Source organism: uncultured Bacteroides sp. (assembly GCF_902472605.1).
Classification (GTDB): Bacteria; Bacteroidota; Bacteroidia; order Bacteroidales; family Bacteroidaceae; genus Phocaeicola.
Genome location: NZ_CABROP010000023.1, coordinates 1 through 13,961, shown reverse-complemented (window position 1 = coordinate 13,961; position 13,961 = coordinate 1). Strand labels below are relative to the sequence as shown.

Below are 13,961 nucleotides of genomic sequence, written 5' to 3'. Positions count from 1 at the left end.
GACCTGACTTTTTTTGTTGGGATATGAAATTGTTTATCGGTTATTGGCTTTCAATACCTTTTGTGTATTCTGAATGATTTCCGGATTGGGCAAGTCCTTTTTGCCGATCAGGGTGAAGGCAAAATTGTCGGCCATGATTTCCTCCGGATTGATTACATAACTGGTGTTTTTCCCTACTTGCGTGTAGAAATCTTCTGCTTCGTCCAACGAGTAAACAATGGTTTTGCCGGATTTCTGAATAGGGATAAACTCTTCGTTCAGCGGAACCAGTCCGATTTTCAGGTAATCAAACAAGGTTTTCCCGTCGTAAGGCTTGTCGGTATAGATTACCATGGTGCAATATTGTTTCTGTCCTCCGATCGTGAATGTACCGTAGCTGTCGTAGCGGCTGATGTCAGGGTTGGAGATGCGCATCTCCGCCAAGTCGGACGGGAAGAGGATTTCTTTCTCTGTCGTATCAAATCCGATGATCTGATACATGTCTTTCTTGAAGTCGGCATTCTGTCGGGTCAGCAGGTGGAACAGTTCATGGGCAATCAGGTATTTAAAGTCTTCCTCGGAAGCACTTTTCAGAGCTTCCTCTCCAATGGCAATCCAGTTCATGCGGGTGTAGGCCTGTGCGTTTCCCTCTTCCTTTTGAGTGGTTTTCACGAAAATAATCTCTTTCGGAAACTCCAGCTGATATTTTTGTTTCTTGATTTCTGCATCCAGACTCTTCATGGTTTTGCTGATGCGTGTTTTTTCTTCATCGCTCCAGTTGAGTGTCTGGTCCATGGCGAATTGCAGGAGTTCTGATTTACGTCCCTGAGGCTTCTGCAAGCGGACGTCAATGTCAAATTGGTTCCAGTTACGGGTGTAGTCGTCCAGTTCCGTAATCAGCATTTGTGCCTCGGCACGGGTGGCAAAACGGAAAACCGAATTGGCAAATTTATTACTTTGTGCCCAAGCAGCAACTGTGGAAAGAGTCAGGCAAAATATGAAAAGAAATTGATGCTTTAAGGTCATAGTTTCGTTTTTTTAGTGGTTCACAATAATTCATCGTGGTAAATATAGCGTATTTTTTTGTTTCTTTCGCTGATTTTTGTCAAGAAAAACGTATGAAGAGAAAAATAGAATGATTGTGTGCGTAGACGGTGTGAGGGAGGAGCTCAAGTATGTTGTGCGATACAGGTGTCTGGAAAAGGTAAAATGCAGGCGTTCATCTTGTTTTTTGAAGGAGAGATAGTTCTGTTTCACAGTGTGGGATTTGTGTCCCACAGTGTGAAATATATATTCCACACTGTGGTTTTTGTATTTCACAGTGTGAAACAGAGAATTCGCCTTGAGATTCGGAAAAAATGGGATAGAAGATTGTTATTTGTTTCTTGCATATAATTCAGTATATTTGTAATCAGTATCAGATAATTTAACTACTGAAAGATAGATGATAACAAAAAAAAATATAACTGACATACTTGTTAGTAATCTCTTCGGCTTTAATAAAAATAACAATGTTTACGTTCGGCATTATGGTTCTAGTGAAGGTGGATTCGATCTTGCTTATAACTCAGCCTCTGGACAATTTGAGTATCCTGATGGTGTAATTGCTAATCGTAATACAACACAGGAAGATTATCAAAAAGAAAGTTTTGTAGTTTTTCTTTGTGTTGCTCAACTTTTTGAACGTGGATATCAACCATGGAATATATTACTTGAAGGTAAAAACTATAGTGGTACTGATAAAGGATATTGTGATATACTTGTAGTTCCGGATAATAGAAATAATAAATATAAGGAAGACCAATATTTGATAATTGAATGTAAAACAGCCGATGTTTCACAAAAGGATGATGAATTTCGTAGACATTGGTTAAAAACACTTCGTAATGGTGATCAGCTATTTCGTTATTTTAATACTTATCGTAAAGCAAAATATCTTTGTCTATATGCTGCAGATTATTCAGAATATACAAAGAATGGACATAAGGAATATCGTTTTGAAAATATATATCACATCATTTCCCTTGTGGATAATGACGAATATTTACAAACTGATTCTAATTTAGTTGGTTTTGGCAGATTACGTAAAGAACAAGGAAGTTCGGAGGACTTTTTTAATGTTTGGAAACAGACTTATAAGCAAGATTTTAATACGCGTGGTTTATTAGAAGAGGGAATTAAACCTTTTGAGATTGGAAAGAAAAATTATAGTTTGTCTGATCTCAAAACAGTTGATGAGTATTCTTTGGAGAAGAAATACAATGAATTTGCTGTAATTTTGCGTAAACATACCATATCAAGTCATGAAAATGCTTTTGATAAACTTATCAATCTATTCATTTCTAAAATTGTTGATGAAAAATATAATGCTCATCAACTCAATTTATTGTGGAAAGGGGCGGCATATGATGACTATTTTTCATTACAAGATCGTTTAAATGAATTGTATCGTATAGGGATGAAAGAGTTTTTTGATGATGAAGTAACTTTTATTGAGAATCGTAAGATTGATGAGGCTTTTAAGTTTCTTACATCTAAAGCAGATGTGGCACGAGATACAATTAAACGCTATTTTCGTCAGATTAAATATTTTAATAATAATCCATTTGCTTTTCTTGATGTGCATAATGAACAACTTTTTTTTCAAAATGCAGTTATTTTGAAAGATGTGATTTCTATGCTTCAAGAAATATATTTAACTAGCAATACAGATAATCAGTTTCTTGGTGATTTATTTGAGGGATTTCTTAATAAGGGAGTTCATCAGAGTGAAGGTCAGTTTTTTACTCCAATACCTATCGTGAGATTTTTGGTATCTTCATTGCCACTCAAAAAAATAATTGAAGGAAGTAGTTCTGTACCATATGTTATTGACTATGCTTGTGGAGCAGGGCATTTTCTAACTGAATACGCGAGACAGATAAAAATTATTATTGAAGAATTGAATGAAAAAAACACTAATGAAAATAAGATAGCTATTGCTCCATATTTGAAGAGTGTTATTGGTATAGAAAAAGATTATCGTCTGTCTAAAGTTAGTCAGGTAGCAGCGTTTATGTATGGTATGGATGGTATACATATACATTTTTCAGATGGTTTAGTGAGAATTCATAATGTGAAAGAACATTCTTTTAATGTATTGATAGCTAATCCTCCATACGCTGTTTCTGGGTTTCTTGAAACGTTAGATGAAGAAGAACGTAAGAGATATCAACTTAATTCATATGTAAGTAATATTGAGAAGAATAATGCTATAGAGACTTTTTTTATAGAACGAGCTTCGCAGCTGCTTGATAGTAGAGGAGTTGCAACAATCATTCTTCCTTCTAGTATTCTTTCAAAAGGAGGAATTTATATGCGTACTCGTGAACTTCTTTTAAAAACATTCGATATTATTTCTGTAGTTTGTTTAGGTCCCAATACCTTTGGGCAAACTAGTACTAATACAGTAGCTCTTTTTCTCCGGCGTAAAGCTATAGAACCAGATGAAGCAATACAAATAGAATATCGAGTGAATGAATGGTTTAGTGGCAATACAAAAGATGATAAGTTTTATAAAGACTCTGATTTATTGGATAGTTATATTAAACGAATGGGATATGAGCGAGAGGATTATTTTTCTATGATGCGTGGGGAGCTTACTGATTCATTTCTTGCAACAGCGATGGTACAGGAATATATTAAGGCGCTTAATATCCATAAACAAGGTAAAAATTCAATCTCAAATTCACTTGCCAGTGAAGCTAAAAAAGTACGTGATGAAGCACAGAGGTATGTAAAGATTAAAGCGTATAAAAATTTAACATCTTCAGGTAGGAAAAATGTAGAGATGAATTTCACTCTTCGTTTTATCCAAGAAATTGAAAAAGAGAAATTGTATTATTATATATTGGCAGCTGGTAATCCACAGCAGGTACTTGTAATACAAAGTCCGAACGATAAGAAGAAAGAAAAGCTTTTTTTAGGGTATGAATGGAGTAATCGTAAAGGAGATGAAGGAATACATTATCTCAATACTATTGTTACGCAGAAATCATCTTCTGATGATGAAGAGGAGGAAGATGATACACTCGAACGATTGAAAGGCGTTGAAGGGATTGTTACACCTTTATTCAATCCAATTAACTTTAAAGATGATAATAAGATAAATTCTTTGATTCGTAAAAATTACAGTGGAGAAGATTTTGAGATTGGAGAAGATTTAAATGATATTGTAAGTATATGTGCATTAACGGATTTATTAGATTTTTCTCGGGTGGAATTTGATAAAGCTATTAAGACAACTGCAATATTATCTTATCCGCAGATAAGTACAAAATATCCAACAGAGAAATTGGGTAAGATCGCTTTATTTGTAAATGATAAAATACCGTTTGGCACAATTGAATTGAATTCTTATATTTCTACGGAAAATATGTTACAGAATCGTTGTGGAATTATTCCCTACGATGGGGTACCTATTATTGATAAAGTGACAGAATATAAAAAAGGTGATATTTTAATTTCCAATATACGTCCCTATTTGAAAAAAATTTGGATGGCTAATCGTGATGGTGGCTGTTCTAACGATATATTGGTATTAAGGAATATGAAACCTTCAGAAGTGATGACAAAATATCTTTATGATATTTTGTCATGTGATTTATTCTTTGAATATATTATGGTTGGAAAAACAGGCGTTAAAATGCCACGTGGAGATCGGAAATCTATTCAGAATTTTGATGTACCTATTCCAGAGAAAGAAATTCAGTTGAAAGTTGTTAATGAATCGACTGAAATAGAAAATATTTTAAAGATGAATATAGATAGAATAGATATATTACGAAAAAATATAACGAGTCTTGCTGATAAATTTTTCTTTAATGCGAGATTTGTATCTCTTGGTTCATTATGTTATGAACCTATGTATGGAGCTAATGCTTCAGCACGTGAGGGTGATCCAGAAACTGATTTTCGTTATATACGTGTTACAGATATCAATGATTATGGAGAACTTAATTCTGAATGGAAAACTGCAACAGAAATTGATGAAAAATATGTATTGCAAGATGGAGATATGCTATTTGCAAGGTCTGGTGCAACAGCCGGTAAAACCTTCCTATATAAACAATCATATGGCAAAGCTTTATATGCAGGTTATTTGATTAAATTTCATCCGAATGAGAATATGCTTCTTCCAGAGTTCTTGGATTTGATGACTCGGTCTACAAATTATCAACAATGGACTATTCAGACACGTGGTGGTACAGCTCAGCCAAATATTAATGCACAACAGTTTTCTGCTTATATGATACCTAATATAGATTTGGATTCACAAAGAGAAGCTGTAAGAAAATTTTTGATATACAAAAAAGAACTTTCTAAAGCTATAGCTATTGTAAATGAAGCAGCGTTTAGGAAACAAGAGGTCTTAGATAAATATTTAAAATAACTATTTGATAATAAGTGAAATTGATTCTTTCTTTATTCGTTAATAATAAAGCTAATATATCTTTTTATGAACAACGTATCTGAAATAAAGTGTTTTATAGCTTCTCCTAGTGATACAGGTGAAGAACGTGATGCTTGTGAAAAAGTTTTTGAGGATATAAATAATGGTATAGGTAAATTGAAAGGAATCAGATTTTCATCTTTGCGTTGGGAAAATGATGTTTATCCAAGCGTAGGAGCATATGGTCAGGATGTCATAAATACTCAAATGGATGGGAAATACGATTTGTTTATAGGTATAATGAAAACTCGTTTTGGAACTCCGACTCCTAATGCCGGTTCGGGTACGGAAGAAGAATTTGATATAGCTTACGAAAAATATAAGAATGGAGAAATAAGTAATATTTTCTTTTATTTTGGAAATCCTAAATTACCTATTGATAAAATTGATTTATCTCAATTATCCAAAGTATTATGTTTTAAGAAAAAATTAGAAGAAAATGGTGTTATGTATATGACATATAATGATGTCTCTAATTTTGAAGAAAGATTGAAACGAGATATTGAGAATTATGTTATAAATAATCAGCCTTATAAGAAAAAGATAAAGAAAGGATTGGATATAGTAAATTTAAGGGCGAAATCTCAAATTTATGAGTACCGAAAATTATGGGAAGAATTAAACGAACTAATTTATAAAAAGAAAAGCCTTTCTAATTCTATAAAAAAAATTATTAAGTTAAAAAAAGAAATTAGGTTTTCGAAAATCATTTTTCCGCAAGAAAATGTTATTAATCAACTAATGACGAAAGAATTGCTTAGTGCAGAGAAAGCCAATTTATTTGCTTGGGCCGTTTTGGATATAGGTCAGCTTCCAAGTTATTACAGGAATTATCACAATGATGATGCTGAGTTAAATAAGTTACCTATATGGATTCAATTAAAAGAACGCGAAAAGACGCTGTGTGGCTCAAGCGATGTTATTAATGATAGAAGTTCTGATTGGAATATATATGAGCAAATTCAGCGTCATTTATTTCATTTGGATTTTACTCATGCAAAGCAACTTATTGAAATTTGGCAGGCAAAAGATTTTTGGATTCAAGCTAAAGTTATGAGAATGGCTGTTTATTCTGAATATCAGGATGAGGCCCGAGTTTTGTTAGATAATGCTATTAAGAAAGAAAAAAATCCGTCTGAGAAGTTGTTTGAAGTTATATTGGCAAATTATATTTCTAGACAATGGCCTAATCCTTATAGTATGGATGAATTCTGGAAATACGGATTGGATGGTCAAGGAGACTTTTTGGTGAGTATGATGTCATCTTTACGAGGTAAAGAAGAAAAGCCAAAAAGACGTGGTTGGGTTGGTAGTATAATGTCTTTTGGTGGTGGAAATGAGGATTATGTGAAAAGTTTACGTATTCTTCAGTTTATAATTGATTCAGGTATATATCTTGCCATTCCTGGTAGTTATATTTTTGATATTGCATCATGGTATAAAGTGTTTTTTAATTTGTATGAACACTTCCCTTATCCATGTTTTTTTTATTCAATACAATATAATGATAGAGATGTACAAAGACGTATTGGAGAAGATTTTACATACAATGAAGATTTGCAAGAATTTGTTAATGATATACTGAAAAAGTCTCTTAATGCAATAGGAAACAGAAATACACCGTTCTCTTTTAAGAGGGGTATTCTAAATATTACCGCTGCAATGTATGCAGCAGTAGACGAAGATGAATGGTTTATTCCATTTAAGGAAACAGTGTTCAGAGATTTGTTGGAAGGATTAAGAGATATTCAAGATTCGGATGATTTAGTTTTTAATGCGAAAAGTGCATTTGTAAACATCAGGAAACAGGAGAATGTAAATGATATCTTTCAACAATTGATGGAACTTTTTTCTATTAATGAGAAGGTTGTGTCAGGTCTTATTGTAAATGGTTTGTCAATTAATCTTATTACTTCAGAATTTAAATTGGAAGATATTTTTATATTTCGTGATATATTAAGTATAGAGGCACTAGATTTACTTGATGTATTTAATAAAAATAATATGATATCTAATAATTGTAGGGAGAAAATTTGTAAAACTATAATAGATACCCCTACGGATAAAATACCTCATAATCGTGTTGCTTTATTTCAATTAATAAATCTAACGAGATGTAATGAGGCAGCTTTTATTAAGATAAAAGAAATTTTTTTATCAATGAATATTTGGCATTGCGGTGTACTTAGTGAGGAAGAGTGGGGATGGGCAGAACCGATGTATATTCGATTAAATTTGCTTAACAATACAATAACGTGGAATGATAATGAATTTGAAATCATAAAAAAGAATTTAATTTTAAATGTTGGTGTATACGATAAAATACATCATAAGCTTCATAAGAATTCATTTATGAAATCCGTTCAGGTAAGATATCTATCAGATATGCTTGCATATATTAGAGGATTAAGTGAGGTAAGACGTTCTGAACTTTCAGAAGTATACATAAATATAGAGAAATTACTAGCTGATAGACTTCAATATGCAAGTAATGTTGATCTTTTAATGTCTAAGCAATCATTTGATGTAGATTATGCCTGTAGTAATATATGCGAGGGTGTAAAAAACTATGGAATAGAGAGATATCGTAATGATATAGATTTTTTGATTGATAGGGCTATAATGAAGATACCGATAGCTCTAACTGATAATATCAGGTATATTAGTTTCTTGATAAAGCAAAATATAAATGAATTTTTAAAATTGGGGTATGAGGATAAAATAATTAAACTCCTTTCTGTATTTAAAGACTCTGAGACTTGGGTCTTATTAGATTTGCATTTTGCATTTAACTATTTGTATTCTATAGCACAAATGATGCAAGATGTTGTAGATTCTAATGATGAAATTAATTTCTGGATAGACAATCCTTTTGTTAAAAAGTTTGTTAGGAAATTACTTTGATTATAATAGTTACTATTTATGCTACTCACTAATGCTGGAATTATGTAAAATATTATGTGTAAATAGTAATAAACGGATTCACTCGCTGAACCTCAGCAAAGTGAATCCGTTCTTAAATTATAGAAAAGAATGAAATTATTCCTTGTCTTTCAATGCATCGAAAATCAGTTTTTCCAGTTCGTCGGCCAGTTCCGGATTGTCCTGGATGCACTGTTTGGCGGCATCGCGTCCTTGTCCTAACTTGGTGTCGTTGTAGCTGTACCATGAACCGCTTTTCTTGATGATGCCCAGTTCAGCACCCAAGTCGATGATTTCTCCGCTGCGGGAAATACCTTCACCGAACATGATGTCGAATTCGGCTTTGCGGAAAGGAGGAGCCACCTTGTTCTTTACGACTTTTACACGTACCTGGTTACCGATGACTTCATCACCGTCTTTCAACTGAGCAGCACGGCGGATGTCTAGGCGGACAGACGCATAGAACTTCAGCGCGTTACCACCGGTAGTAGTTTCTGGGTTTCCGAACATGACACCGATTTTTTCACGCAGCTGGTTGATGAAAATACAAGTCGTGTTGGTCTTGCTGATGGCAGAAGTCAGCTTGCGCAGAGCTTGTGACATCAGTCGGGCTTGCAGACCGACTTTGTTGTCGCCCATGTCACCTTCAATTTCAGCTTTCGGAGTCAGAGCCGCTACAGAGTCGATGACAATGATGTCGATGGCAGAGGAACGAATCAGCTGCTCGGCAATTTCCAATGCCTGTTCGCCGTTGTCGGGCTGTGAAATCCACAAGTTGTCGATGTCCACTCCTAACTTGGCTGCATAGAAACGGTCGAAAGCATGTTCTGCATCGATGAAAGCGGCAATACCGCCGGCTTTCTGTGCTTCGGCGATGGCATGGATAGCCAATGTGGTCTTACCGGAGGATTCCGGACCATAGATTTCGATGATACGTCCTTTCGGGTAACCGCCTACACCAAGTGCCGCATTCAGGGCAATGGAGCCGGTTGGGATGACTTCTACTTCCTGCACGTGGTCGTCGCCCATTTTCATGATAGAGCCTTTTCCGAAGCTCTTCTCAATTTTGTCCATGGCTGCCTGCAGGGCTTTCAGTTTCTCACTGTTATCGGGTTTGGGGGCGCTATTTTCGATGCCTCCTTCAAATTCTAATTCGTCTTTCTTGGCCATAATTATTGTAGGATTTGTGCGGCATGGTCTTTGGTCTTCACTTCCTTGGGTGAAATAATCCGTTCGATGATGCCTTGTTCGTTAATGATGAAAGTGGTACGGAAAGTGCCCATATATTTGCGTCCGTACATGCTTTTTTCTCCCCATACACCGAAAGTTTCCACCAGCTTGTGGTCGGTATCGGCAATCAGTGTAAACGGAAGCTGGTTCTTCTCGATGAATTTCTGGTGTGACTTTTCGTCGTTGATGCTCACGCCGATGACTTCGTAGCCGGCTTTCTGGAGCTCGGCATAGTTGTCGCGGAGGTTGCAGGCTTGTGCCGTACAGCCTGAAGTCATATCCTTTGGGTAGAAATAGAGGACGATTTTCTTGCCCGCGTAGTCGCTCAGGCGAACTTCTTCACCTTTTTCGTTGACTCCCAGTATTTCGGGAGCTTTGTCTCCTATGTTCATAATTGTTTGTTGGAAAAAGTTAGAAAAAAAGAAAAGAATCAAGAATGAAGAATGAGTGCTTCGGTTCTCCATTCTTGATTCTTTATATATAGGTAATCTTTCAGTCAATTACAGTTCCAGGTCGCCGTCGAATACTTCATGCCAAGGCAGTCCGTATTTGTTCAGCGCGTCCATGAATGGATCCGGGTCGAATTCTTCCACGTTCCATACACCCGGGCGTTTCCACAGGCCTTTCAGGAACATCATGGCACCAATCATGGCCGGTACACCGGTGGTATAGCTTACACCCTGCATGCCTGTTTCTTTGTACGCAGCCTGGTGAGAGCAGTTGTTGTATACATAATAAGTATGTTCTTTTCCGTCCTTGATACCCCGGATACGGCATCCGATAGAAGTCTCGCCTTCGTAGTTCTCGCCCAAATCCTGTGGGTTAGGCAATACGGCTTTTAGGAACTGCAACGGAACAATCTGCATGCCGTTGTAGTTGATAGGCTCGATGCTGGCCATACCGATGTCCTGAATTACGCGCAGGTGAGTCAGGTATTCCTGACCGAAAGTCATCCAGAAACGGGCACGCTTGATGGTCGGGAAGTTCTTAACCAGTGATTCCAGCTCTTCGTGATACAGAAGGTAAGAATCGCGCGGGCCGATGTTCGGATAAGTCAGGTCCTTGTGGAATTCCAGCGGTTTGGTCGTAATCCATTTGCCGTTTTCGTAGTAACGTCCGTTCTGTGTGATTTCGCGGATGTTGATTTCTGGATTGAAGTTGGTGGCAAAAGCCTTGTGATGGTTTCCGGCGTTGCAGTCCACGATGTCCAGGTACTGGATTTCATCGAAATGGTGTTTGGCAGCGTATGCAGTATATACACCACTTACTCCCGGGTCGAATCCACATCCTAAAATGGCAGTCAGTCCGGCTTCCTCAAAGCGTTTTTTGTAAGCCCATTGCCAGCTGTATTCAAAGTGAGCCTCGTCTTTCGGCTCGTAGTTTGCGGTATCCAAGTAGTTTACTCCCGTTTTCAGACATGCTTCCATAATCGTTAAATCCTGGTAGGGGAGTGCTACGTTAATAACGATTTCGGGTTTAAAACTATTGAATAAAGACACAAGTTCATCCACATTGTCGGCATCGACTTTAGCGGTTTTGATGTGGGGGTTACCAATTGCTTTGACAATGGCATCACATTTTGACTGTGTGCGGCTTGCAATCATGACTTCGGAGAAGACTTCCGGATGCTGAGCCACTTTGTGTGCAACAACGGTACCTACACCGCCTGCACCGATAATCAATACTTTACTCATTTATTAATTTGATACTTTAAATGCCCGGTAAACGTTACCGTTCAATATGCAAAGATAGAAAATAAATCCAAACATGGTGCAGTATTCAAGGGATATCCGTATTTTTGTAAATGAACAATTCTTAAAAATAGATTGTTTGTGAAAATGTGATTACGATTAAAAGAGAAACAAGTTATGAATAAGAAGTATTTTGCGGCAGCAGCTTTTGCTTGCCTGCTGATGAGCTGCGGCTCAGGAAAGAACTCGGTAGCCGTAGTTGATTTTTCAGGGGAATGGAACATCGTAGAAGTGAACGGGGAAAAAGTAAGTGCAGAAAATACGCCTTTTTTGGGTTTTGACAATGCTGAACACCGCTTGTATGGAAATGCGGGTTGCAACCGTCTGATGGGTACATTCAACTTGGATACACTGAACGCAGGAAAGATTTCATTTGGACAAGTGGGGGCTACCCGGATGATGTGTCCGGACATGAAGGTAGAACAGAGTGTGTTGGAAGCCTTGAATAAGGTGTCCGGATATGAAGAAGTGGGTGAAGGCGTATCCTTGAACGATGCCGATGGAAAACCGCTCATTCTTTTGCAGAAACGGGAAGTAAAGGAGGTTTCATTGAACGACTTGGATGGCACATGGCAGATTATGGCCGTGAATGGAACGGAAATCGGCAAAACGGAGAAAATACCTCAGCTGACGTTCGACCTGGCAGAGAAGAAAGTATATGGAAATGCCAGCTGCAACACCATCAACGGCGGGTTCTCTCAGGAAGAAGGAAAGTCTTCTTCTTTGCAGTTCACTCAGATGATTTCCACGATGATGGCTTGTCCGGATATGACAACCGAAAGAAATATTCTGGATGCCTTGAACAAGGTGCGCAGCTTTGAGGTAAAAGAAAATGGTATGGTGAGCCTGTTGGGCGAGGACGGGAGTGAATTGCTGACCTTGAAGAAGCTGGTTGAGACGGAAACTGAGGCTTGATAAATCGGCAGGTCATGGTATAAGGTCCGAAGAAAAATATTATCTTTGCAGGAAAGAAGCATAAACCTTATAATATATGACTAAAAAAATACTTTTGTTAGGTTCCGGAGAACTTGGTAAGGAATTTACCATTGCAGCCCAGCGCTTGGGCCAGTATGTGATTGCGTGTGACTCTTATGCAGGTGCACCGGCTATGCAGGTGGCAGATGCGTGCGAGGTATTCAGTATGTTGGATGGAGAGGCTTTGGACCGTGTGGTAGAAAAGTATCATCCGGATATCATTGTTCCTGAAATAGAAGCGATACGTACTGAACGGTTGTATCACTTGGAAAAAGAAGGCATACAGGTGGTGCCGAGTGCGCGTGCGGTGAATTTTACCATGAACCGTAAGGCTATCCGTGATTTGGCTGCCAAGGAACTGGGCTTGAAAACCGCGAAGTATTTTTACGCTTCCTCTTATGAGGAGCTGAAAGAGGCTGCCAATAAGATTGGTTATCCGTGTGTCATCAAACCGTTGATGTCATCTTCCGGCAAAGGCCAGTCAGTAGCCAAATCTGAAGACGATTTGAAGTATTCATGGGAATATGGATGCAACGGTAGCCGTGGCGATATCAAGGAACTGATTGTAGAGGAATTCATTCATTTTGACAGTGAAATCACTTTGCTGACAGTGACCCAGAAGAACGGACCGACGTTGTTCTGTCCTCCTATCGGTCACGTACAGAAGGGAGGAGACTATCGTGAAAGTTTCCAGCCGGCTCACATCGCACCCGAACATCTGGCTGAGGCACAGCGTATGGCCGACAAAGTGACAAAAGCACTGACAGGATATGGTTTGTGGGGAGTGGAATTCTTCCTGAGCCATGAAAACGGAGTATATTTCTCTGAACTTTCTCCACGTCCGCATGACACGGGTATGGTGACTTTGGCCAATACACAGAACTTGAATGAGTTTGAATTGCATCTGTATGCGGTACTGGGATTGCCTATTCCGGGTATTACGCAGGAACATATCGGTGCAAGTGCAGTCATTCTTTCTCCGATTGCCAGCCAAAAGGCTCCGCAGTACAGAGGAGAGGAACTGGTTTGTTCTCAGCCGAATACTTACCTCCGTATCTTTGGTAAACCGACCACCCGTCTGAACCGCCGTATGGGAGTAGTGGTATGCTACGATAAGAACGATGGCGATTTGGATGCGCTTCGTGACAAGTGTAAGTCACTGGCTGCTAAGGTAGAAGTATACTAAGCAGTTGATTTATGTCATGAAAAGAGAATAAATACACGAATTTTTTTGCTGTTTGGTTTATAACTTATGCGTGAAATGCATATATTTGCGCCCGCAAAATTAAACTAAACAACGTATATGGCAGAAAACAAAACAGTGAAGTATCATATTCCTCAGCGAGGAATATATATGTATTCTCATGTACATGACGGAAAAACTGAAATGATTGTGCTGAATAGTACAAGTGATGAGCAGACACTGGCTGCTGAGTACTATGGTGTCTTGACTAAGGATTCTAAAGAAGGTAGAGATGTATCGAGCGGAAAGAGAATCGATTTGACAAAGAATCTCGTAGTTTCTCCTCGTAGATCGTTGATTATTGAATTCTAATGAAGGGACATTCAGTAAATAGTATAAAATTAGCCAACTAATTCATACACAAAGTGTT

Annotated in this window: 9 protein-coding genes; 5 read left to right on the top strand and 4 right to left on the bottom strand. The window is 37.7% G+C overall.

Annotation, left to right across the window (positions count from 1 at the left end):
* Positions 1 to 33: 33 nt before the first annotated feature.
* The gene (locus RDP42_RS06895) at positions 34 to 1,005 is read right to left on the bottom strand and encodes a DUF4157 domain-containing protein (RefSeq protein WP_308763094.1); all 972 of its coding nucleotides are present in this window, start codon (positions 1,003 to 1,005) and stop codon (positions 34 to 36) included.
* A gap of 418 nt (positions 1,006 to 1,423) precedes the next feature.
* Between RDP42_RS06895 and RDP42_RS06890 the strand changes: the two genes are divergently transcribed.
* Both RDP42_RS06890 and RDP42_RS06885 read left to right on the top strand, forming a co-directional pair.
* Positions 1,424 to 5,410, top strand: a complete 3,987-nt coding sequence (locus tag RDP42_RS06890) for an N-6 DNA methylase (RefSeq protein WP_308763093.1) — start codon at positions 1,424 to 1,426, stop codon at positions 5,408 to 5,410.
* 66 nt (positions 5,411 to 5,476) lie between these two features.
* Complete coding sequence (locus RDP42_RS06885; protein ID WP_308763092.1) at positions 5,477 to 8,374, top strand: hypothetical protein; 2,898 nt, start codon at positions 5,477 to 5,479, stop codon at positions 8,372 to 8,374.
* Positions 8,375 to 8,509: 135 nt separating this feature from the next.
* Here the strand turns inward: RDP42_RS06885 and recA are convergent, their stop codons facing one another.
* The 3 genes from recA to RDP42_RS06870 form a co-directional block, all read right to left on the bottom strand.
* The gene (gene recA / locus RDP42_RS06880) at positions 8,510 to 9,562 is read right to left on the bottom strand and encodes a recombinase RecA (RefSeq protein ID WP_303915466.1); all 1,053 of its coding nucleotides are present in this window, start codon (positions 9,560 to 9,562) and stop codon (positions 8,510 to 8,512) included.
* Positions 9,563 to 9,564: 2 nt separating this feature from the next.
* On the bottom strand, positions 9,565 to 10,014 hold the full coding sequence (bcp, locus tag RDP42_RS06875; RefSeq protein WP_204474912.1) for a thioredoxin-dependent thiol peroxidase: 450 nt from the start codon (positions 10,012 to 10,014) through the stop codon (positions 9,565 to 9,567).
* Between the two features lie 108 nt (positions 10,015 to 10,122).
* Positions 10,123 to 11,316 carry a saccharopine dehydrogenase family protein gene (locus RDP42_RS06870; RefSeq protein ID WP_308763091.1) on the bottom strand — a complete coding sequence of 398 codons (1,194 nt, stop codon included), beginning with the start codon at positions 11,314 to 11,316 and terminating at the stop codon, positions 10,123 to 10,125.
* A 174-nt stretch (positions 11,317 to 11,490) separates the two neighbouring features.
* On the opposite strand from RDP42_RS06870, the gene RDP42_RS06865 reads away from it, so the two are divergent.
* The 3 genes from RDP42_RS06865 to RDP42_RS06855 all read left to right on the top strand — a co-directional run bounded on the left by RDP42_RS06865 (position 11,491) and on the right by RDP42_RS06855 (position 13,903).
* Positions 11,491 to 12,288 carry an META domain-containing protein gene (locus RDP42_RS06865; protein WP_308763090.1) on the top strand — a complete coding sequence of 266 codons (798 nt, stop codon included), beginning with the start codon at positions 11,491 to 11,493 and terminating at the stop codon, positions 12,286 to 12,288.
* Between the two features lie 76 nt (positions 12,289 to 12,364).
* Positions 12,365 to 13,534 (top strand): formate-dependent phosphoribosylglycinamide formyltransferase, encoded by a 1,170-nt coding sequence (purT, locus tag RDP42_RS06860; protein ID WP_308763089.1) that lies wholly within the window; start codon positions 12,365 to 12,367, stop codon positions 13,532 to 13,534.
* Between the two features lie 117 nt (positions 13,535 to 13,651).
* Positions 13,652 to 13,903, top strand: coding sequence for a cyclomaltodextrinase C-terminal domain-containing protein (locus tag RDP42_RS06855; RefSeq protein ID WP_303915460.1), 252 nt, complete (start codon positions 13,652 to 13,654; stop codon positions 13,901 to 13,903).
* The last annotated feature ends 58 nt before the right edge of the window (positions 13,904 to 13,961 follow it).